This is a genomic window from Georgenia halophila, from assembly GCF_039541595.1.
On the sequence record NZ_BAABGN010000012.1, the window covers coordinates 153875 to 174103 of the forward strand.

A 20229-nucleotide genomic window follows, 5' to 3' on the forward strand; every position below is an offset into this window, starting at 1 on the left:
GCGTCATAGGTGGAACTGGAGTGATCAGGCGGGGTGGCGCCCGCAGTCAGCGCCATTGAAGCCCGTTGTAGGGCGTCCCGTAGTGTCTACGGTCGTGGTGGCCAGTCGGAGTGCTTTGGTGGTCGCGGTTGGAGAAGCCGAGCCAGCGGTAGGGAAGCTGCGGCGTGAGCTCGACCCAGTCGCACGGTTGGGCGTGCCTGCGCATGTCACGATCCTCTTTCCGTTCATGCCATCCGAGCAGCTCGACGACGACGTCATGCTCCGGCTCACCGGCTTGTTTCGAAGCGTGCCCGCGTTTGAGCACGAGTTCGTGCGTTCTGCTTGGTTCGGCGACGAGGTGCTCTGGCTCGCTTCCGACGCTGACGCGGTCTTCAGGTCCCTCACCAAACTGGTCGCCGACGCTTTCCCGGAGTACCCGCCTTACGAAGGGCAGTTCGATGACGTCGTGCCGCACCTGACGATTGCTGCTCACGGCCCACTAGATGCGATGCAGGCTGCCGATCGAACCGTTCAGCCGCATCTGCCGATCAGCACGATCACTCGCGCGGTCACACTCATGGTCGAACGGCCCACGGGTGGGTGGGAGGCCGCGGAGTCGTTCGCGCTCGGTGACTGATTGCTTGCCGGTTGTCGCCGGAATGCAGTGGTACGGCGTCTCGCAGGGACCGACAGCACCTGCTGCGCGTGATCGGCGCGCGTGACGGTATCGCCGACACGCCTGGCTACGGAGGTACCGTTCGGCACGGCTCGTAGGTGAGAACTGGTACCGCCCTCCGGGAGGGTGACTCGCGGCCCTGTCTGATTCGCGGGGCGTATCTCGAGCACCCAGCGGTGTCGGTGAACCGGGGTTGTCACCCGCGGGCTCCCGGGTCGAGCTCTATTCGGTGATCCGGCGCCACGCCCGTGCTGGACTGTCGAACCGAGCGCTCCAGCGGAAGCACCGAGCGGGCTACCGCACGGTCGCTGCCGCGCTCGACGCCCCGCGGAAGCAGCGGCAACCCGCGAAGCGGATCGGGCGCGAAAAGTGGTGTCGCGCAGACCAAATTTCTGGCACGGACCGTGCCCAGGGTCGGGTCTCACCTACAAAACGGTGTCGGACGAAACCCCGAAGCCGACACGCCGCTGACCGACACAAACGTCCTTTGAATGCCATCGGATGCATCCTCGAATCGCTGGACGTCGCCAAGTTCTGCATGAGAGGTCGGAGGTGTAGCCCGTGGGGACGGATCCACCGGAATCATTCGCACGTGGCGCGATCCTCACGCGCCGGGAGGTCCTGCACGGGCAGACGTGGCTAGAACACCCCGTCACCGTGGTGGCCGACGACTCTGAGACGCTCGCGGTACGGCTGGACCCCGGTTCGCGGTTCGATTTCCCCGAGCATCCCTTTGGCCCCCATCCCTGGTCGTCCCATTCGGCATGGGAAGAGACCATCGTGCTTCAGGTGAACCGGCCGGGAACGATGTACGGGGTCTGGAAGATCTTCGAGGTCGATGGGGAGTTCCGTCACTGGTACATCAACTTCGAGCCCCCTCAGCTGCGCCGCGGTCAGGCCATCGAGACCGGTGACTACGGACTGGACCTGATCGTTCATCCCGACGGACGCCGGGCGTGGAAGGATGTCGAAGATCTCCATCACCAGCGGATCGAAGGCCGGATCACCACACGAGTCGTGGAGCAGGTACTCGCCGCAGCGGCGGAAGTGGTCGACCTGCTGGATGCAGATCGCCGATGGTGGTCCGCATGGGATGAGTGGTCGCCGGCCGTTCCCAAGTAGGCCCTCCCTCGATCTGAGCAGAACCCAAGAAACGTGCCGTGTCGAGGGCCGGTCGAAGGATGCAGGTGCCGGCCGGGTGCCATCCGGGAAGCCCCGCCGAAGACGCTGATCACCTGACTCTCACGGTTGAGCGACACGGCCGCCGTGGGCGGACCGGGCAACGCCGAACCGCACACGGGGTTGACCCCGACACGGCCCGACCAGGATGGACGTCGAGCCGTACCTCTAGCCGCCGCCGTTTCCCCAGTTGCCCGCTCCGGCCGCGCCCATCAAGGTGGCCAGCAGCAGAGCGGCATGAGGGAAAGGGGCGTCCGTGTCCGAAGAGTGGTTGCACAACGCCGTCGACACCGTCGTGCTCTTCGTCGAGGCTGCCGGCGCAATCGTCATCGCCGCCGGTGCGCTCGTCGCCTTCGTCGGTCTGGTCGGCGCGTTGGCGCGCCGCGACATGCGGCGCTTCACGCAGGTGCGGCTGCTGCTGGGCCGGTTCCTCGCCCTCGGCCTGGAGTTCCAGCTCGCCAGCGACATTCTCAAGACAGCCGTCGCACCGAGCTTCGAAGAGATCGGCAAGCTGGCCGCCATCGCCGCCATCCGCACCGCGCTCAACCACTTCCTCGCGAAAGAGATCAAGGAAGAACGCGCCCAGCTGGCCGAGGACGAGACGAAACCCCCGAAACCCTCCGGACAACCATGACCGCGACCCTCGAGATCGTCTCCGCGGCGATCGCCGCCGGCGCGGTGCTCGTCGGCGGCGCGACAGCTGTGAGCATCGGAGTACGTGCTGGCCTGTCAGTGCTCCTGGACCTCTTGCTCGCCGCCGGCCTGCTGCGGCTGACGGCAGACCCCGGCTGGGGCGTGCTCGCCACCACCGCGCTGGTCGTGGCGATCCGCCACCTCGTCACCGCCGGCCTCAGCGCACGACCGCATCCCACGACGGCGCCCGCGCAGCAGACGTGACAAGACCGCCTGTTCGCGACAAGACCGCTGTTCGCGCCCGCTCTCGACCCGCCGAAGCCAACTTCACCTCGGCGGAGCCGTCGAGTCCCGCACGACGAGCGCCGTGGAGAGCTCCAGGTGGTGCGTCTCGAGCTTGACGCCACGCACGGCGGACAGGAGCTCACGCAGCGCGGCACGCCCCATCTCACGGATCGGCTGACGAACCGTCGTGAGCTGCGGTGACGCCCACCCTGCCGCGTACGTGTCGTCGAAACCGACGATGCTGAGCTCCTCGGGCAGCCTGACTCCGCGCAGCCGTGACGCCTCCATGACCCCGAGCGCCGACACGTCGCAGCCCGCGACGATCGCCGTCGGCGGCTCGGCCAGGTCGAGCATGCGGCCGGCGCCGTCGCGGCCGTCCTCGTAGTCGAAGCCCACCATGTCGATCAGCTCGGGATCGCTCTCGAGACCTGCGCGTTGTAGTGCGGCGAGGTGGCCGTGAAGCCGCTGCTCGGCCGGCCGAGAGGCCGGCTTGCCGCCCACGAATCCGATCCGACGGTGCCCGAGCCGGAGCAGGTGCTCCGTGGCCTGCAGCCCACCGCTCCAGTTCGTGGCGCTGACCGAGAGGACCGACTCGTTGGTCTGGAGATCGACCTCGACCGGGTCGATGACGACGAGCCCCAGGCCGGCGTCGGCGCACGCATCCACCTGACCGTCGTCCAGCTCGGTCGTCACCGTGATGAGACCGAGGTGGCCCAGGCTCGCGATCTCTCGGAACCACTCGGACGTGAGGGCGTTCGACGGACCGTCCACCAGGTTGGTGACGACGACGGCGACACCACGCTCCTGCGCAGCTCCGACGACGCCGGTGAGGACCTGGGAGGAGTACAGCGTCGCGAACTCGTTGAACAGCACCGTGATCGTCGGCCGGGGCTCGGTCCGGGGGCGGCGCGTCGGCCGGTACCCGAGCGTCTCGAGCACGGCCTGGACGTGCGCACGCGTGCTCGGGGCGACATCGGGACGCCCGTTGAGCACCTTGGAAACCGTCGCCTTGGACACGCCGGCCTCCTGGGCCACGGCATCCAGCGTGACGCGATCCCGCCTGACCTGCATCGTCATCTCCGTTCGTCTGCAGGTCGAAACATTTCGCGTCTCGCCCGCAATGTCAACCTGGCACGGCTCGCAGCCCGTGCGCCTCGTGTTGCCGTTGACCGCCCGTCCCCTCGTTGCTACGCTCGCCGCGGCTCGAAACATCCCGATACCGGCACCGATACAGTTCGAAACGTGGAGCCCAGCTCCCTCCCGGCATACCGAAGGACGAAGTGCGATGAAGCCCTCGAGACGCGGATTCCTCGGAATCTCTGCAGCAACAGCCATGACCGCCGTGCTCGCCGCCTGCGAGGGCGGCACCCAGCCTGGCGAGAACCCCGACGGCGGCGGAGGCGGCGGCGACGGAGACGCGAACGCCTGGATCCTCACCGGCGGAATGTGGCCCGTGATCAACGACTCGATCGGTCGCTGGAACGAGGCCAACCCGGACCAGACCATCTCGGTCGAGGCGTTCGAGAACGACGCCTACAAGGAGCGCATCCGCACCGCGGTCGGTGCCGGGCAGGCTCCGACGCTGATCCTGAGCTGGGGCGGCGGCACCCTGGCGGCGTACGCGGAGAACGACCAGATCATCGACATCTCCGACGCCACCGCGGACCTTCAGGACCGTCTGCTCCCCTCGGTCGCGCAGAACGCCGAGATCGACGGCACCACGTACGCGGTCCCGGTCAACGACGTGCAGCCGGAGCTGATCTTCTACAACCGCGCCCTCTTCGAGGAGCACGGCCTCGACGTGCCCACCACCTACGCCGAGATGCTCCAGGTCAGCTCCGCGTTCCAGGACGCCGGCGTCGTCCCATTCGCGCTCGCGGGCGCCAGCGTCTGGCCCGAGCTCATGTGGATCCAGTACCTCACGGACCGCATCGGCGGCCCGGAGGCTTTTCAGGGTGTTCTCGACGGCGAGCCGGACGCGTGGTCGCACCCGGCGTTCCTCGAGGCCACCACCCGCATCCAGGAGCTTGTCGAGGCCGGCGTCTTCGGTGAGAACTTCGCCTCCGTGGCGGCCGACCAGAACGCCGACATCGCTCTCGTCCACACCGGGCGTGCGGCGATGGTGCTCTGGCTCAGCTCCGCCTTCGCCACGTTCCGCAACGACGCCCCGGAATTCACCGAGAGCTCGCTCGCGTGGGCACCGTTCCCCGAGATCGAGGGCGGCGAGGGCGATCCGGCCAACATCGTCGGCAACCCGGCCAACGTCTTCTCCGTCTCCGCCGCCGACTCCGAGGCGGCGCAGGAGGCTGCGCTCGGCTGGATCAGTGAGCAGCTGTACGACGACACCCAGATCGAGGAGATGATCGCCGCCGGCGCCGTGCCGCCGGTGCAGGACATCGAGGACCGGCTTGCCGAGAGCGAGAACGGCGACTTCCTGACCTTCGCCTACGAGCTGGCCAGGGAGGCCCCGAACTTCACGCTGTCGTGGGATCAGGCGCTGCGACCGGGTCCGGCTCAGGAGTTGCTGACCAGCCTGAGCCAGATCTTCCTCATGGAGATCACGCCTCAGGAGTTCGTCGACAACATGAACGCCACGCTCTGAGATGAGCTCAGCGACTGACACGCAGGTGAAGGAGGGGACCGCCGGCAGCGCAAGGCCCGCGCCGAAGGGTCCCGCGCGCGGCGGCCCGCCCTTCCTCATGGCCCTGCCGGCGCTGGTGTTCTTCGGCTTCTTCGCTCTGATCCCGCTCGGCGGAGTGGTGGCGCTGTCCTTCATGGAGTGGGACGGCCTCGCCGAGCCGCAGTGGGCAGGACTCTCGAAGTGGCAGGAGACGCTCGCCGACCCGGTGACCCGGAACGCGATGTGGCTGACCTTCGTGTTCGTCGTCGTCTCGTATGTGTTCCAGGCCCCGGTGGCGCTGCTCATCGGTGTCTTCATGGCCGGGCGCCAGCGGTACCGCGCGTTCCTGTCGGTGCTGTACTTCCTGCCGCTGCTCTTCTCGGCGGCGGCGGTCGGCATCACCTACCAGTCGCTGCTCGACCCGAACTTCGGTCTCTCGAGGGCGTTCGGCATCGACCTGCTGAGCCAGAACTGGCTGGGCGACCCGGACCTCGCGCTCTTCGTCGTCGTGTTCGTCGTCGGGTGGTGCTTCATCCCGCTGCACTCGCTGCTGTACCAGGCGGGTGTGCGCCAGATCCCGGCGTCGATGTACGAGGCCGCGACGATCGACGGCGCCGGACGCGTCCAGCAGTTCTTCCACATCACGCTGCCGCAGCTGCGGTACACGATCATCACGTCGTCGACGCTGATGCTGGTCGGGTCGCTCACCTACTTCGACCTGATCTTCGTCCTCACGGGCGGCGGGCCCGGCAATGCGACCCGGATCCTCCCGCTCGACATGTACCTCACCGGCTTCCGCAGCTACGACATGGGTCAGGCGAGCGCGATCGCGGTCATCCTCGTCATCGTCGGCCTGGGCCTCGGCGTGGCGCTCAACCGGCTGTCGGGGTCCGCCAAGATGGAAAGTCAGCAGGCAGGACTGTGATGCGAGAGAACCGACCGAACGTCCTCGGCGGCCTGGCCGGCTGGCTGTGGCTGGCCGTGATCATCGTCCCGATCTACTACATCATCGTGACGAGCCTGCGCCCGCAGGACGACTACTACGAAGAGAACCCGCTGTCGATCCCGTCGAACCCGAGCCTGGACCCCTACCGGCTCGTGCTCGAGAACGAGTTCGTCAAGTATCTGACGAACAGCGTGCTGGTCACCGTGGCCGCCGTCGTCGTGATCCTCGCGGTCTCGCTCATGGCGTCGTACTACCTGGTGCGTTCCGGGACCCGGCTGGCGCAGCGGACGCTGCAGCTGATCCTGCTGGGTATCGCGATCCCGCTGCAGGCGACGATCATCCCGATCTACTACCTGATCGTGGAGATCGGGCTCTACGACACCTTGTGGGCCTTGATCCTGCCGAGCATCGCGTTCGGCATCCCGATCAGCGTCCTCATCACCGTGAACTTCGTCCGAGACATCCCGAACGAGCTCTTCGAGTCGATGCGCGTCGACGGCACCGGTGAGTGGCGGATCCTCCTCACCCTCGTGCTGCCGCTGTCGCGGCCGGCATTGATGACCGTCGGGATCTACCAGGCGCTCCAGGTCTGGAACGGGTTCCTCTTCCCGCTGGTGCTGACCCAGAGCTCGGACGTGCGCGTGCTACCGCTGTCGCTCTGGTCGTACCAGGGCCAGTTCTCCACCAACGTCCCGGCCGTCCTCGCCGCGGTCACGCTGTCCGTGCTGCCGATCCTGGCGGCCTACGTCATCGGCCGCCGTCAGCTGGTCAGCGGCCTGACCGCCGGCTTCGGCAAGTAGCCGCGACCAGCCCCACCAGCCGGCCCTACGAGACACGAAGGTACTGATGACCGAGAACAGCGTTGCCACGTCCGCCGCACCGGCCTCCGGGGCCTGGAAGGACCGGCACCTGCCCGTGCACGAGCGTGTCGAGGCGGTGGTCGCCGAGATGACCCTCGAGGAGAAGGCCGGCCAGCTCGGCAGCTTCTGGGCGCAGGATCCGTTGAGCGGTGGCGAGGTCGCGCCCATGCAGAGCGCGATGGCCGCCGCCGCGGTGAGCTTCCCGGACGCGATCCGCGACGGCCTCGGCCAGCTCACGCGCGTGTACGGCTCCGGGCCGCTGCGGGTTCCCGACGGCGTCCCCGCCCTGCGGGACATGCAGCGCCGGATCGCCGAGGCGTCGCGCTTCGGGATCGCCGCGGTCGTGCACGAGGAGTGCCTGGCGGGACTGACCGCACTGGGGGCCACCTGCTTCCCGGTGCCGCTGTCGTGGGGCGCGACGTTCGAGCCCGAGCTCGTCGCGAAGATGGGCGCCGCCATCGGCGCCGACATGCGCGCCGTGGGCGTGCACCAGGGCCTGGCACCCGTGCTCGACGTCGTCCGTGACTATCGGTGGGGCCGCGTCGAGGAGACCATCGGCGAGGACCCGTACCTGGTGGGCACGGTGGCCACGGCCTACGTGCAGGGCATGCAGTCCTCCGGCGTCATCGCGACACTGAAGCACTTCGCCGGCTACTCGGCCTCGCGTGCGGGGCGCAACCACGCGCCCGTCCCGATGGGACGGCGCGAGCTCGACGACGTCATCCTCCCGCCGTTCGAGATGGCCGTCCGCGAAGGCCGTGCCGGATCGGTCATGAACAGCTACGCCGACATCGACGGCGAGGCACCCGCCGCCTCCCGGCGCCTGCTCACCGACCTCCTGCGCGACACGTGGGGCTTCGGTGGCACCGTGGTCTCCGACTACTGGTCGGTGAACTTCCTCGAGCTCGTCCACCGGGTGGCGGCCGACCTGCCCGACGCCGCACGGCTCGCCATCTCCGCCGGCCTCGACGTCGAGCTGCCGCTCACCGGGGGCTTCCGGCACCTGCCCGCCCTCGTGCGTGCGGGCAAGCTGGACGAGGAGGTCCTCGACACCGCGGTGCGCCGGGTGCTGACGCAGAAGGTCGCCCTCGGCCTCCTTGACGGCGCCTGGGAGACCGACGGCGACGAGAGCCACGACGATCTCGACTCGCCGGACAACCGGGCGCTCGCTGCGGAGATCGCGGAGAAATCCGTGGTGCTCCTCGACAACGACGGCATCCTGCCGCTGGACACCGGCGGTCAGCACGTCGCGGTCGTCGGCCCCTCCGCCGTCGAAGAGCGGACCTTCCTGGGTTGCTACGCCTTTCCGAACCACATCATGGCCCGGATGGGCGCGGCCGAGAACGGCATCGAGATCCCGTCGCTGCTCGAGAGCCTCCGGGACGAGTGGCCGGACGCGAACGTCGAGCACGAGCTCGGCTGCCCCATCCTCGAGGAGGACACGAGCGGGATCCCGGCCGCCGTGGAACTGGCTCGGCGCAGCGACGTCGCCGTCGTCACGGTCGGTGACCTGGCCAGCCTGTTCGGGCGCGGCACCTCCGGCGAGGGCTGCGACGCCGAGGACCTCACCCTGCCGGGCTCGCAGGCCGAGCTGGTGGACGCCGTGCTGGCGACCGGGACCCCCGTGGTGCTCGTGGTCGTCTCCGGGCGGCCGTACGCGCTCGGCGACTACGCCGACCGGTGCCGCGCCGTCGTGCAGACGTTCTTTCCCGGCGAGGAGGGTGGTGCGGCGATCGCCGGTGTGCTCTCCGGGCGCGTGAACCCGTCCGGCCGGCTCCCCGTCGGTGTGCCTCGTAACGCCGGTGGCCAGCCGAGCACGTACCTGGCGCCGCCGCTGGGTCAGCGCTCCGACGGCATCTCGAACCTGGACCCGACGCCCCTCTACCCGTTCGGCCACGGCCTCAGCTACTCGGCGGTGGAGTACGGCGACCTCGCGCTGAGCACCACCGAGATCGCGACGGACGGGACGGTCGAGGCGAGCCTCACGGTCGCGAACACCGGCGAGCGCACCACGGACGAGGTGGTCCAGCTCTACCTGAGCGACCACGTCGCCCAGGTCACCCGCCCCGTGCACGAGCTCATCGGGTACCGGCGGGTGACGCTCGAGCCCGGGCAGTGCCGTCGCGTGACCTTCTCCGTCCACGCCGAGCGGACCTCGTTCACGGGCGTCGACCACACGCGCATCGTGGAACCGGGGAGCTTCACGCTGTCCGCGGGCCGGTCGGTCGGCGACCTGCGCACGACGGCGGACCTCGCCGTCACCGGGTCCGTCCGGGAGATCGTCGGCGCGCGGGTCATGACGACGCCGGTCGTGGTGGAGGAGATCACATGATCTCTGGCTCGCCGCCGTCGTCCCGGGTGACGGGCAGGCCGGCCCGCGCCCAGTCCTTCATCCCGCCGTTGATGTTGTAGGCGTCGAAGCCGGCCTGGTTCAGCCAGTCGGCGGACCGGCTCGAGCGACCGCCGGACCGGCAGACGACGAGGAGCTCCTCCTCCGGGAGCTCCTCCACGCGGGCAGGCAGCTCGCCCATGGGGATGTGGACCGCGTCCGGCGCGTGGCCGGCGTCCCACTCGTCCTGTTCACGCACGTCGAGCAGCACGTAGCCGGACGGCACGGGGTTGTCGGCGTCGAGGTCGCTCACGGCGACCGGGGTACCTGGAGTCTCGGGCAAAGCCATGGCTCCAGCGTAGGTCGGCGACGCCAAGCATGCGCGTGACGACTGGATCACCGCGCCCGCAGGCCCTCGAGCAGCCGAAGGAGCGCAGCGCGGCTGGCGTCGAGGTCCGCGCCACGGCCGGTCCCCGCGACCCACAGGGCCGCCTCGTTCATGGCTCCGGACAGCAGATGGGTCAAGGGCTCCACGGGCTGCTGCGCGATCGTGCCGTCCTCGACCAGGGCGGTCAGCACGTCGTGCAGGTGCCGTGCGGAGTTCGCTTCGTCCAGGGCCCGCCATCCTTCCCAGCCGAGTACCGCCGGACCGTCCACCAGCATGATCTGACGAACCTCCGCATCGGTGGCTGCAACGAGAAACGCCCCGCAGCCCTCGACGAGCTGGCCCCAGGCGTCCGTCCGCGACGCGGCGGCAACTTCCACCGCGTCCCCCACCTCTGCCTGCACCTGTGCCAGGACCGCACGGAAGAGCTGGGCCTTCCCGTCGAAATGGTGGTAGAGCGCGCCCTTCGTCACGCCCGCGGCCTCGACCACCGCAGAAAGGCCCACTTCACCGTAGCCGCGGCCGGCGAACAGCCTGCGGGCCTCGTCCACCAGAGTCTGCCGCGTCGTGTCGCGCTGCTGCGCGCGAGTCCCACTCGTCATGCCACCACCTTGACATACCGACGGTACGCGAGCATCCTTTTTCACATACCGACAGTATGTGAAAGGGACGAAACGCCATGACACGGACCAGCTTCTACCCCGTGATCTGTACGCCCAACATGACGGAGTCCGTCGCCTTCTACCGCGAACGCTTCCATTTCTCGACGACGTTCGAGGCCGACTGGTACGTCAGCCTCCGGCGGGACGGCTCGCCGGCTTACGAGCTGGCGCTGCTCGACCCCACGCACCCGACTGTGCCCGCCGCGTACCGCGCGACGGTGCGTGGCCTGCTGCTCAACTTCGAGGTTGACGACGTGGACGCGGAATGGGAGCGGCTGGTGGTGCGCGGCGGGCTGAAGCCCGAGCTCGCCCTGCGCAGCGAGGAGTTCGGCCAGCGGCACTTTATCGTCGCCGACCCTGCGGGCGTCCTCGTCGACGTCATCACCCCGATCCCGCCCTCCGAGGAGTTCGCGGCGCAGTACGCCGAAGGAGCGGCGACCTGACCCGCACGCGCCACATCGCTCGCCCGACGTACCGGAACCGCCAGGTCGGTGGCAGGATCGGAGGCATGCACGAGCGCGCCGGCAAGCCCGCCCTGCCCGAAGACCTCATCGACGCCGACCAGGTGGTCTCGGCGTACTACGACGGGGAGCCCGATCCCGACGACGCCGCCCAGCAGGTGGTGTTCGGCACCTCGGGCCACCGCGGCTCCAGTCTCGACGGCGCCTTCAACGAGGCGCACATCGTCGCCACCACCGCCGCGATCGTGGAGCACCGCCGCGCCCAGGGGTACGACGGTCCGCTGTACATCGGCCGGGACACGCACGCCCTGTCCGAGCCCGCCTGGCGCACCGCCATCGAGGTGCTCGCCGCGGCCGGCGTCGCCGTCAGGCTCGACGCCCGGGACTCGTGGACGCCCACGCCGGCGATCTCCCACGCCATCCTGCGCGACAACGGCGCGGGGACCACCGGCGGGGTGCGCACCGAAGGGCCGGGCCTGGCCGACGGGATCGTCGTCACGCCCTCGCACAACCCGCCGCGGGACGGTGGCTTCAAGTACAACCCGCCGCACGGCGGCCCGGCCGGCTCCGACGCCACGTCGAACATCGCCGCGCGGGCGAACGAGATCCTGCGGGAAGGTTGGCACAAGGTCCGGCGCATGGCGTTCGAGGACGCGCTGGCCGCGGAGAGCACCCGCAAGAACGATTTCCTCACCTCCTACGTCGATGATCTGGTGAACGTGCTCGACCTGGAGGCGATCCGCTCGGCCGGCGTCCGTATCGGCGCCGACCCCCTCGGCGGTGCGTCCGTCGAGTACTGGACCGCCATCGCCGAGCGGTACGGCCTCGACCTGACCGTGGTGAATCCGGACGTCGACCCGCGGTGGTCGTTCATGACGCTGGACTGGGACGGCAAGATCCGCATGGACTGCTCCTCCCCGTACGCCATGGCGTCGCTGCGCGAGGCCATGGCGGCCGACGGCGGAGCGTCGCCCTACGACGTCGCCACCGGCAACGACGCCGACTCCGACCGGCACGGCATCGTCACGCCCGACGGCGGGCTGATGAACCCCAACCACTTCCTCGCCGTAGCTTGTCACTACCTCTTCCGGCACCGGCCGGACTGGCCGACCACGTCCGCCGTCGGCAAGACCCTCGTCTCCTCCGCGCTGATCGACCGGGTCGCCGCGGGGCTGGGCCGCACGCTCGTCGAGGTGCCGGTCGGGTTCAAGTACTTCGTGCCCGGCCTCATCGACGGGTCGGTGGGCTTCGGCGGCGAGGAATCCGCCGGGGCGTCGTTCCTGCGCAAGGACGGGACGGTCTGGACCACCGACAAGGACGGCATCCTGCTGGCGCTGCTCGCCGCGGAGATCATCGCCGTCACCGGCAAGTCACCCAGCGCCCTGCACGCCGAGCTGGTCGAGGAGCACGGGTCAAGCGCCTACGCGCGCATCGACGCGCCCGCCACGGCACAGCAGAAGGCGCGGCTGAAGAAGTTGCAACCCTCCGACGTCAACGCGACCGAGCTGGCCGGCGAGGCGATCACCGGCCGGTTGGTCGAGGCACCCGGCAACGGCGAGCCCATCGGTGGCCTGAAAGTCACCACCGAGAACGCCTGGTTCGCGGCCCGCCCCTCGGGCACCGAGGACGTGTACAAGATCTATGCCGAGTCCTTCCTCGGCGAGGAGCACCTCGCCCAGGTGCAGGAGGAGGCAAAGCAGGTCGTCGGCTCAGCCCTCGAGGGCTGAGTCGGTGCGACCGAGGGCTGAGTCGGTGCGACGCACGGTCGTGGTCGGCGCGATCGGCGCATTGCTGGCGATCGGCGGCGTCGTCGCGATCGTGACGACGCCCGCCAGCTTCGGCTGGACGGCCTACACACCGCTGACCGACCAGGAGTCGTCACCCGGGATCGTGCTGATGGATCGCACGGACGTGGCGGCGACGAGTGTCGCCGTCATCGGGCTGATGCTGCTCGCCGGCGCCGGCGGCTATGCCCTCGGCAGGCGTCGCAACCGGCCGGGGGCGTCGCCGTCGCACGGAGCCGACCGCTAGATGGCGCCCGGACCTCCGCGCGGGAAGCCGGGGTAGGCGTACCCCCATCCCCAGAACGGTGCGAATCCGTAGTAGCTGTAGAGGCCGGCGTAGTAGTCCTCGGCAGAGGCGCGGACTACCTCGGGGTCGTAGGCCGGGCTGCCGGCGACGTCCTCGCGCGTCTTGTCGATATGGACGTTGTCCTCCACCCGACTCACGGCGTCCACCGGGACGAGCCGTTTCTCCTCACCGATGCCGAGGAAGCCGCCCGACCCGACCTGGAGGAAGCGCACCCGCCGCTCCTCCTCGTCGATGACCAGATCGTCCACGTCACCGATCCGCTCGTCGTGGCGGTCGAAGACCGGCCGGCCGCGGACGTCGTCCTCGGGCTGGACCGTCAGGTCCGTGTCACTCAGCGCCACCAGCGCGGCGTGCGTCTCGTCGGCCATCGTCGATCCTCCTGCGGTCGCGGGGGCTGTGCGCCGGGTCCAGGATGACCTGCCGTCGCCGGGTACCGCTACCGGGGCGCGTGCCGCGCGGTGGCCGGCCCCGTGCCTCGACCAGCGCGACGGCCATGCGTCTCGGCGTCGTCGGCAATCGCCTCTCGCGCCACCGCCCGTCCAGGGCGTTCGCTCAGCCCGGACCTCCACGGGAGGTTCCGTCAGGATAAGCCTGTCGAAAGTTCCCGCTCGGCGGGCGAGCGTAGGCGAGCCCTCAGCGGCCCGCGGCGTAGCCCTGGACACCGCGTGGGTTCGCGGCCGCGCCGAGCAGGCCGGTGACCGGGTCGACGGTGACGGCAGACAGGCGGCCCAGCGCCCAGTCCCCCGCCCGGGTGACGCGGTGGCCACGCCGCTCGAGCTCCGTGATGACCTCCTCGCCGAGCCGGTCCTCGACGACGGCGCCGCCCGGCGTCCAGGTGCGCGGCCAGAAGGACCCGGCCATCGAGGTGGTGTGCAGTGCCGGGGCATCGATCGCCTGCTGGGGGGTGTACCCGCCGACGATCGTGCGTAGCAGGTAAAGCAGCTGCCACTGGTCCTGCTGGTCGCCGCCGGGAGACCCGACGGCGGTCACCGGCCTGCCGTCGCGCAGCACCAGCGTGGGGGTCAGCGTGGTGCGGGGTCGCCTGCCAGGGCTGAGCATTGCGGCCGAGCCCTCCTCGAGCCAGGTCATCTGCAGGCGCGTGCCGAGGCAGAAGCCGAGCTCGGGGATCGCCGGGGACGACTGCAGCCAGCCCCCGGACGGCGTCGCGGAGATGATGTTGCCCCACCGGTCGACGATGTCGATGTGGCAGGTGTCCCCGCGCGTCTGCCCCGTCGGCGAGACGGTCGGCTCGCCGACGCCGGCCCCCGCCTGCCCGGCACCGGCCCGTCCCGACGGCGGGGTGTAGGTCTCGCGCAGCGGCGGGACGAACACGGTGTGACCGGGCAGGATGCCCGGGCGCAGCTCCGCGGACGCGGTGTCCGAGATGAGGGCGCGGCGCTCGGCCGCGTACTCGGGCGAGAGCAGCACGTCGAGCGGGGTGTCGGCGTCGCCGTAGTAGGCGTCCCGGTCGGCGAGCGCGAGCTTCTCCGCCTCGAGGATCGTGTGGGCGCCGACGGCGGTGGACGGGTCGAGCTCGGCGTCGTCGAACCCGTCGAGGATGCCGAGCACCTGCAGCAGGGCGGGGCCCTGGCCCCAGGCGCCGGTCTTGGCGACCGTGTGCCCGCGGAAGTCGGCGGTGACGGCCGGCTCGTAACCGGCTCCGAAGGCGGCGAAGTCCTCGGCGGTGATCACGCCGGCGTGGTCGGCGCCGTCGGAGTGCCGGTGCGGGGCCGCGAGGAACGCCGACGCCTCCTCGGCGACGAACCCTTCCCGCCAGGTGGCGCGGGCCGCCTCGATCCGTGCCACGCGGTCGTCCGCCACACCGGGCGCGTGCCCGGCCGCGACGAGGCGGTCGAGGGTGCGGGCGTACGCCTCGTTGCGGACCAGCTCGCCGGCCTCGGGCACCCGGCCCCCGGGCATCCAGAGCTCCGCCGAGGAGTGCCAGTGCTCGGTGAAGAGGTCGCGCACCTGCTCGATCGTCGAGCAGACGCGGGCGAGCACGGGGTGACCGTCCCGGGCGTAGCCGATCGCGGGCGCGAGGACGTCGGCCAGCTCCCAGGTGCCGTGGTCGCGCAGCAGGATGAACCACGCCCCGACGGCGCCCGGCACGGCCGCCGCGAGCCCGCCGGAGCCGGGGACGAGCTCGAGTCCTTCGGCGAGGTAGTGCTCGCGGGTCGCCCCGGCGGGTGCGGGACCCTGGCCCATGAGGACCGTCGGCTCGCCGGGCCGCTCCGCCGTCGCGAGGACGGCCGTCATGTCGCCACCGGGGCCGTTGAGATGTGGCTCGACGACGTGCAGCACGAACCCGGCGGCCGCGGCGGCGTCGAAGGCGTTGCCGCCCCGCTCGAGGACCGACTGGGCCGTCGCCGTAGCGATCCAGTGCGTCGTCGCCGACATCCCGAAGGTGCCCTGCAGGTCGGGTCGGCTCGTGAACGACGGGGGCGAGGTGAAGGCAGTCGGCACGCCGTGGGCTCGGGGCATGTGCTCGAGCGTATCCAGACCGCCCGTGCCCTCTTGCGCCATACCGTACGGTACGGTATGCTACGGCCATGACGACGAAGCGGGCGTGGCTCGACGAGGGTCTTCGGGTGGTCGCCGAGGAGAGCGTCGGCGCTCTGCGGATCGACCGGCTCGCCGAGGCGCTCGGAGTCAGCAAGGGATCCTTCTACCACCACTTCGGTGGCGGGATGCGGGGCTACCAGCAGGAGCTGCTCGCGCACTACGAGCGGCAGCACACCTACCGCTTCATCGACGTCGTGGAGTCGGCGGACCAGACACCGACGGAGAAGCTGCAGCTGCTACGCCGGATGGTGATCGACGACGAGAGCGAGCAGCCCCGGCTCGAGGTGAACATCAGATCCTGGGCCGCACAGGACAGCGAGGTCCGGCGCGTGCTGGAACGAGTCGACGCCACCCGGATCGAGTACCTCCGCTCGCTGTGGCGGGACGTCAGCGGCGACGCGGAGGAGGCCGTGCTGATGGGCCGCCTGCTCTACGTCGTGCTCATCGGCGCGCACCACGTGCTTCCCCAGCTCGACACCAAGAGCATCGACGACCTCTACGGCTTCGTCCTCGCACCCGCACTGAGGAGGCAGCAATGACCGGCGTGCTGGAGGTTCGACGATGAGCAACGACATGCGCAGCACTGCTGCCACCGCATTCCTGCACTCACGCAGGCGCGTCCCTGTCGTCGGTGGTCTGCTCACCCTCATCGGCGCCGTGCACGTGGCGTCGACCTCGCTGGTGTACCCCGAAGGTGTGGCTAGCGTGCTCGACAGCCGGGTGATCGCGTCGATCGAGGCTGAGCCCGACGTTCTCGCCCTGCGGAGCGCGGTCTTCTGGTACGTCACCGCAGGCCTGCTGATCATCGTGATCGGTGCGCTGGTGATCTGGGTGGAACGGTTCACCGGCCACGTCCCCCGGTTCGTGGCCTGGGCTCTGCTGGTGGTCACCGCCTGGGGCGTGCTGCTGATGCCCGTGTCGGGATTCTGGGCACTCCTCGCCCCGGTCGCGATCGCCCTGCGCGCCCGGCCGCATCGTCCGCATCTTCCACATCACGAAGCCTGACTGAACCTTCGAGAGGACGTGCTCATGAGCGAGCGAACCTTGACCCTCGACGGGGTCGACCTGTGCTTCGAGGCCTACGGCGCCCGGGCGGATCCGGTGGTGCTGCTGATCGCGGGTGGCGGCCAGTCGATGGACTGGTGGGAGGTCGAGTTCTGTCACCGGCTCGCCGCTGTGGGCCGACATGTCGTCCGCTACGACCATCGGGACACCGGCCGGTCGTCCACCTCCCCGGCCGGTGAGCCCTCCTACACCGCGGCGGACCTGGCGAGAGACCCCTTGCGGATCCTCGACCACCTCGCCGTCGAACGCGCGCATCTGGTCGGACTCTCCATGGGCGGCGGGATCGCCCAGCAGCTGACGATCCTGCATCCGGACCGAGTCCGCACACTCACCCTGATGTCGACCAGCCCGGCCGGACCGGGAGACGACGACAACGGCTTGCCACCCATGGACCCGCAGCTGGCGGCAACGTTCACCGATCCGGCCCCCGAACCCGACTGGCAGGACCAAGACGCTGTGGTGACCTACCGGGTCGAGGTGGAACGGCCCTTCGGTGGCACGATGCGGTTCGATGAGGGCAGAGTGCGCCGTATCGCAACACGTGAGGTCACGCGTACGCACAACATGGCCGCGAGCATGACCAATCACTTCCTCGTCGAGGACGGGTGGTCGCAGCGGTCCCGGCTGAGCGAGATCAGCGTGCCGACGTTGGTGATGCACGGCACCGCCGACCCGCTCCTTCCGTTCGGTCACGGCGTCGCCCTGGCCCGCGAGATCCCGGGCGCCAGGCTCGTACCACTCGACGGCATGGGGCATCAGCAACCGCCACCTGAGCTATGGGACCTCGTGATCGCCTCCCTGGCCGAGCACACGGCGGCAGGTTGACGGCAACGGCGCGGCCTGCCGGGTCCGGCCGGCGCCACCACGCTCGTCGATGGCCGCTCTGGCGGCTGACGTGGCTGCAGGGGAGGATCGTGGGCGGACCTCATCATCACCCACCGATCGAGGAGACCCACTGTGGCCCGTAGCGTCGCCGAACATCTCGTCACCCAGCTCGTCGCCGCCGGCGTGGAACGCATCTACGGCATCGTCGGGGACTCGCTGAACCCGATCGTCGACGCCGTGCGGCGCACCGACGGCATCGACTGGGTCCAGGTCCGCCACGAGGAGGCCGCCGCCTTCGCGGCCGCCGCGGAGGCCGAGGTCACCGGCAAGCTGACCGCCTGCGCCGGCTCCTGCGGCCCCGGAAACCTCCACCTGATCAACGGCCTCTACGACGCCAACCGTTCACGGGTGCCCGTGCTCGCCATCGCCTCGCACATCCCGAGCGACCAGATCGGCACGAGCTTCTTCCAGGAGACCCACCCAGACCGGCTCTTCAACGAGGCCTCGGTGTACTCCGAGATGATCTCCACCGCCAAACAGGTCCCGCGCGTGACCCGCACCGCCATCCAGCACGCGCTCACCGCGCCGGGCGTCGCGGTCCTGACGCTGCCGGGTGACGTCGCCGACGAGCACGTCGAGGACGACGACGAGCCGATCCTGGTCCCCGGCGCCTGCCCCGCACGCGTGGTCCCGCACACCGACGACGTCGCGGCCCTCGCCAAGGCGATCAACGACGCCAAGAAGGTCACCCTCTTCGTCGGCGCCGGCGCGCGTGACGCCCGGGACGAGGTGCTCGAGCTCGCCGAGCTCGCGGCGGCCCCGGTGGGCCACTCGCTGCGAGGAAAGGAGATCATCCAGTACGACAACGCCCACGACGTCGGCATGTCGGGCCTGCTCGGCTACGGCGCCTGCCAGGACGCGATGGAGGAGGCCGACCTCCTCGTGCTCGTGGGCACCGACTTCCCCTACGACTCCTTCCTGCCGTCGGACGTGCCCACCGCGCAGATCGACATCGACGCCAGCCACCTCGGCCGCCGGACCCGGCTTGACGTCCCCGTCCACGGCGACGTCGGCGAGACGCTGCGGATGCTCAACCCGCAGATCCGGGCCAAGACCGGCACGGCCCGGAAGTTCCTCAAGAGCAAGGTCAAGCAGCACGCCGGGATCATGACGAAGGTGGTCGGCGCCTACACGCGCAACGTCGAGAAGACCACGCCGATCCACCCCGAGTACGCCGCGGTACTGCTCGACGAGGCCGCCGCCGAGGACGCGGTGTTCACCGTGGACACCGGCATGAACAATGTGTGGGCGGCCCGCTACCTGACGCCGAACGGCCGGCGGCGGGTCATCGGCTCGTTCCTGCACGGGTCCATGGCGAACGCCCTGCCGCACGCCGTCGGCGCGTCGTTGGCAGACCCGGACCGGCAGGTGGTGGCGCTGGTCGGCGACGGCGGGCTGTCGATGCTGCTCGGTGAGCTGCTCACGGTGCGGGCGTACGACCTGCCGATCAAGATCGTCGTGTTCAACAACTCCTCGCTCGGCATGGTCAAGCTCGAGATGCTCGTCGAGGGCCTGCCGTCGCACGCGACCGACTCGCCGTCGGTCGACTACCGGCAGGTCGCTCTCGCACTCGGCATCCCGGCGGTGCGGGTGGAGGACCCGCGCGACCTGAGCAAGGCGCTCGAGGACGGCCTGGACCGCGACGGGCCGGCGCTGATCGACGTCATCACCGACCCGAACGCCCTGTCGATCCCGCCGTCGATCTCCTCGGGACAGATCCGCGGCTTCGCGACCGCGATGACCAAGGAGATCCTCGGCGGCGGCATGGGCGAGGTCATGTCGATGGCGCGGTCGAACCTGCGCAACCTGCCCCGCTGACCGCACACCCACCCGCCGACCAAGCCCTAGCTCGCCGTCTGCCGCGCCGGACGGGCACTTGGGGCTTGGTCGGCGGGGGCGAGCTTCAGAACATCCGGTACGGGTCCGGCTCACGCAGCTCGGCGAGCGGCTCCTCGAAGGCTCGCGCGAAGCGCGCGTACGCGGCGGTGAGGTGCTCGCGCATGACGGCGGCGGCGCGCTCCGGGTCGCAGGCGTCGACCGCCTCCCAGATCCTCCGGTGCTCGCGCAGCGTCACCGTGCCGTCGGTGTCCGCCGCGTAGAGCCGGATCGTGTGCAGGTGGCTGTGCGTCTGCTCGTACGCCTCTCGGACGACGTCGTTGCCCAGCGCGCCCAGGACCAGGCCGTGGAACCGTGTGTCGTGCATGACGAGCTCGCGGCGGATGTCGGACGTGCCGTCGACGAGCGACTCGAACCGCGCGATCTCCTTCTTCATCGCCGGCGCCGGGTTCGTCAGCCGGTTCACCGCGATCGACCGCGCGGCCCACACGTCGACGAGGAGCCGGAACTCGAAGAGGTCCCGCAGGCCGTCGAGGTCCAGCAGGGAGGTGGTGCAGTATCCCGTGCCGGCAACCTTGACGATGAGCTTGTCGCCCTCGAGCTGGCGGACGGCCTCGCGGACCGGGGTCTGGGAGACGCCGAGCTGGCGGGCGAGCGCGTCGATGTTGATGCGCTGGCCGGGCGCGATGCGGTTCTCGACGATGAGAGCACGGATCCGGCGGTAGACCTCCTCGGAGGTCCGCCGCCGGGTCCCTGCCTCACGCACCACGCGCCC

At 69.9% G+C, this 20229-nt stretch carries 21 protein-coding genes; 15 read left to right on the plus strand and 6 right to left on the minus strand.

All coding sequences use genetic code 11. The annotated features are described in order from the left end of the window. The first annotated feature begins 118 nt into the window (after positions 1–118). The 4 genes from ABD907_RS14645 (at position 119) to ABD907_RS14660 (ending at position 2731) form a co-directional block, all read left to right on the plus strand. A complete protein-coding gene (locus ABD907_RS14645; protein WP_345217290.1) occupies positions 119–616 on the plus strand; it encodes a 2'-5' RNA ligase family protein in 498 nt (165 codons plus the stop codon). Positions 617–1216: 600 nt separating this feature from the next. After that, the gene (locus ABD907_RS14650; RefSeq protein ID WP_345217010.1) at positions 1217–1777 is read left to right on the plus strand and encodes a ribonuclease FAU-1 family protein; all 561 of its coding nucleotides are present in this window, start codon (positions 1217–1219) and stop codon (positions 1775–1777) included. 352 nt (positions 1778–2129) lie between these two features. Beyond that, positions 2130–2468, plus strand: a complete 339-nt coding sequence (locus ABD907_RS14655; RefSeq protein WP_345217011.1) for a DUF1622 domain-containing protein — start codon at positions 2130–2132, stop codon at positions 2466–2468. Continuing rightward, positions 2465–2731, plus strand: a complete 267-nt coding sequence (locus ABD907_RS14660; RefSeq protein WP_345217012.1) for a hypothetical protein — start codon at positions 2465–2467, stop codon at positions 2729–2731. The genes ABD907_RS14655 and ABD907_RS14660 overlap by 4 nt, the downstream gene beginning before the upstream one ends. A gap of 63 nt (positions 2732–2794) precedes the next feature. Here the strand turns inward: ABD907_RS14660 and ABD907_RS14665 are convergent, their stop codons facing one another. Continuing rightward, on the minus strand, positions 2795–3829 hold the full coding sequence (locus ABD907_RS14665) for a LacI family DNA-binding transcriptional regulator (protein ID WP_345217013.1): 1035 nt from the start codon (positions 3827–3829) through the stop codon (positions 2795–2797). Positions 3830–4037: 208 nt separating this feature from the next. Between ABD907_RS14665 and ABD907_RS14670 the strand changes: the two genes are divergently transcribed. Genes ABD907_RS14670 through ABD907_RS14685 form a run of 4 tightly spaced genes read left to right on the plus strand, consistent with a single transcriptional unit; the run spans position 4038 to position 9510 of the window. Next, on the plus strand, positions 4038–5354 hold the full coding sequence (locus tag ABD907_RS14670) for an ABC transporter substrate-binding protein (RefSeq protein ID WP_345217014.1): 1317 nt from the start codon (positions 4038–4040) through the stop codon (positions 5352–5354). 1 nt (position 5355) lies between these two features. Further along, entirely contained in the window at positions 5356–6297 is a 942-nt protein-coding gene (locus tag ABD907_RS14675) for a carbohydrate ABC transporter permease (protein WP_425555774.1), read from the plus strand. After that, the gene (locus ABD907_RS14680) at positions 6297–7118 is read left to right on the plus strand and encodes a carbohydrate ABC transporter permease (protein WP_345217015.1); all 822 of its coding nucleotides are present in this window, start codon (positions 6297–6299) and stop codon (positions 7116–7118) included. Before ABD907_RS14675 ends, ABD907_RS14680 begins: the two co-directional genes overlap by 1 nt. 46 nt (positions 7119–7164) lie before the next feature. After that, positions 7165–9510 (plus strand): beta-xylosidase/alpha-l-arabinosidase, encoded by a 2346-nt coding sequence (locus ABD907_RS14685; RefSeq protein WP_345217016.1) that lies wholly within the window; start codon positions 7165–7167, stop codon positions 9508–9510. Here the strand turns inward: ABD907_RS14685 and ABD907_RS14690 are convergent. After that, positions 9503–9856, minus strand: coding sequence for a rhodanese-like domain-containing protein (locus tag ABD907_RS14690; protein WP_345217017.1), 354 nt, complete (start codon positions 9854–9856; stop codon positions 9503–9505). The two genes, ABD907_RS14685 and ABD907_RS14690, sit on opposite strands and share 8 nt — an antisense overlap. Before the next feature lie 47 nt (positions 9857–9903). Continuing rightward, positions 9904–10494: a TetR/AcrR family transcriptional regulator gene (locus tag ABD907_RS14695; RefSeq protein WP_345217018.1), complete on the minus strand. Its 591-nt coding sequence runs from the start codon at positions 10492–10494 to the stop codon at positions 9904–9906. Between the two features lie 77 nt (positions 10495–10571). Between ABD907_RS14695 and ABD907_RS14700 the strand changes: the two genes are divergently transcribed. The 3 genes from ABD907_RS14700 (at position 10572) to ABD907_RS14710 (ending at position 13046) form a co-directional block, all read left to right on the plus strand. Beyond that, positions 10572–10997, plus strand: coding sequence for a VOC family protein (locus ABD907_RS14700; RefSeq protein ID WP_345217019.1), 426 nt, complete (start codon positions 10572–10574; stop codon positions 10995–10997). A 65-nt stretch (positions 10998–11062) separates the two neighbouring features. Then, complete coding sequence (pgm, locus tag ABD907_RS14705; RefSeq protein WP_345217020.1) at positions 11063–12742, plus strand: phosphoglucomutase (alpha-D-glucose-1,6-bisphosphate-dependent); 1680 nt, start codon at positions 11063–11065, stop codon at positions 12740–12742. Between the two features lie 25 nt (positions 12743–12767). Further along, a complete protein-coding gene (locus ABD907_RS14710; protein WP_345217021.1) occupies positions 12768–13046 on the plus strand; it encodes an LPXTG cell wall anchor domain-containing protein in 279 nt (92 codons plus the stop codon). Here the strand turns inward: ABD907_RS14710 and ABD907_RS14715 are convergent. Together ABD907_RS14715 and ABD907_RS14720 are read right to left on the minus strand one after the other, a co-directional pair. Next, complete coding sequence (locus ABD907_RS14715; protein WP_345217022.1) at positions 13043–13474, minus strand: PRC-barrel domain-containing protein; 432 nt, start codon at positions 13472–13474, stop codon at positions 13043–13045. The genes ABD907_RS14710 and ABD907_RS14715 overlap by 4 nt on opposite strands. A gap of 265 nt (positions 13475–13739) precedes the next feature. Further along, positions 13740–15587, minus strand: coding sequence for a gamma-glutamyltransferase family protein (locus ABD907_RS14720; protein WP_345217023.1), 1848 nt, complete (start codon positions 15585–15587; stop codon positions 13740–13742). Between the two features lie 68 nt (positions 15588–15655). Between ABD907_RS14720 and ABD907_RS14725 the strand changes: the two genes are divergently transcribed. The 4 genes from ABD907_RS14725 (at position 15656) to ABD907_RS14740 (ending at position 19436) form a co-directional block, all read left to right on the plus strand. After that, positions 15656–16207, plus strand: coding sequence for a TetR/AcrR family transcriptional regulator (locus tag ABD907_RS14725; protein WP_345217024.1), 552 nt, complete (start codon positions 15656–15658; stop codon positions 16205–16207). A 22-nt stretch (positions 16208–16229) separates the two neighbouring features. Then, positions 16230–16673: a DUF6463 family protein gene (locus ABD907_RS14730; protein ID WP_345217025.1), complete on the plus strand. Its 444-nt coding sequence runs from the start codon at positions 16230–16232 to the stop codon at positions 16671–16673. Positions 16674–16697: 24 nt separating this feature from the next. Next, a complete protein-coding gene (locus tag ABD907_RS14735; protein ID WP_345217026.1) occupies positions 16698–17558 on the plus strand; it encodes an alpha/beta fold hydrolase in 861 nt (286 codons plus the stop codon). 132 nt (positions 17559–17690) lie between these two features. Next, the gene (locus tag ABD907_RS14740; protein WP_345217027.1) at positions 17691–19436 is read left to right on the plus strand and encodes a pyruvate dehydrogenase; all 1746 of its coding nucleotides are present in this window, start codon (positions 17691–17693) and stop codon (positions 19434–19436) included. A gap of 85 nt (positions 19437–19521) precedes the next feature. Here ABD907_RS14740 and ABD907_RS14745 read toward each other — a convergent pair whose 3' ends face one another. Beyond that, a complete protein-coding gene (locus tag ABD907_RS14745) occupies positions 19522–20223 on the minus strand; it encodes a GntR family transcriptional regulator (RefSeq protein ID WP_345217028.1) in 702 nt (233 codons plus the stop codon). Between the last annotated feature and the right edge of the window lie 6 nt (positions 20224–20229).

Excerpts from the sequence above, each read along its gene's own strand:
- ABD907_RS14675 (WP_425555774.1), top strand. The coding sequence starts at position 5,356 with ATGAGCTCAGCGACTGACACGCAGGTGAAGGAGGGGACCGCCGGCAGC.
- ABD907_RS14670 (WP_345217014.1), top strand. The coding sequence starts at position 4,038 with ATGAAGCCCTCGAGACGCGGATTCCTCGGAATCTCTGCAGCAACAGCC.
- ABD907_RS14715 (WP_345217022.1), bottom strand. The coding sequence starts at position 13,474 with ATGGCCGACGAGACGCACGCCGCGCTGGTGGCGCTGAGTGACACGGAC.
- ABD907_RS14730 (WP_345217025.1), top strand. The coding sequence starts at position 16,230 with ATGAGCAACGACATGCGCAGCACTGCTGCCACCGCATTCCTGCACTCA.
- ABD907_RS14660 (WP_345217012.1), top strand. The coding sequence starts at position 2,465 with ATGACCGCGACCCTCGAGATCGTCTCCGCGGCGATCGCCGCCGGCGCG.
- ABD907_RS14695 (WP_345217018.1), bottom strand. The coding sequence starts at position 10,494 with ATGACGAGTGGGACTCGCGCGCAGCAGCGCGACACGACGCGGCAGACT.
- ABD907_RS14700 (WP_345217019.1), top strand. The coding sequence starts at position 10,572 with ATGACACGGACCAGCTTCTACCCCGTGATCTGTACGCCCAACATGACG.
- ABD907_RS14725 (WP_345217024.1), top strand. The coding sequence starts at position 15,656 with ATGACGACGAAGCGGGCGTGGCTCGACGAGGGTCTTCGGGTGGTCGCC.
- ABD907_RS14690 (WP_345217017.1), bottom strand. The coding sequence starts at position 9,856 with ATGGCTTTGCCCGAGACTCCAGGTACCCCGGTCGCCGTGAGCGACCTC.
- ABD907_RS14720 (WP_345217023.1), bottom strand. The coding sequence starts at position 15,587 with ATGCCCCGAGCCCACGGCGTGCCGACTGCCTTCACCTCGCCCCCGTCG.
- ABD907_RS14685 (WP_345217016.1), top strand. The coding sequence starts at position 7,165 with ATGACCGAGAACAGCGTTGCCACGTCCGCCGCACCGGCCTCCGGGGCC.
- ABD907_RS14665 (WP_345217013.1), bottom strand. The coding sequence starts at position 3,829 with ATGACGATGCAGGTCAGGCGGGATCGCGTCACGCTGGATGCCGTGGCC.
- ABD907_RS14735 (WP_345217026.1), top strand. The coding sequence starts at position 16,698 with ATGAGCGAGCGAACCTTGACCCTCGACGGGGTCGACCTGTGCTTCGAG.
- ABD907_RS14680 (WP_345217015.1), top strand. The coding sequence starts at position 6,297 with ATGCGAGAGAACCGACCGAACGTCCTCGGCGGCCTGGCCGGCTGGCTG.
- pgm (WP_345217020.1), top strand. The coding sequence starts at position 11,063 with ATGCACGAGCGCGCCGGCAAGCCCGCCCTGCCCGAAGACCTCATCGAC.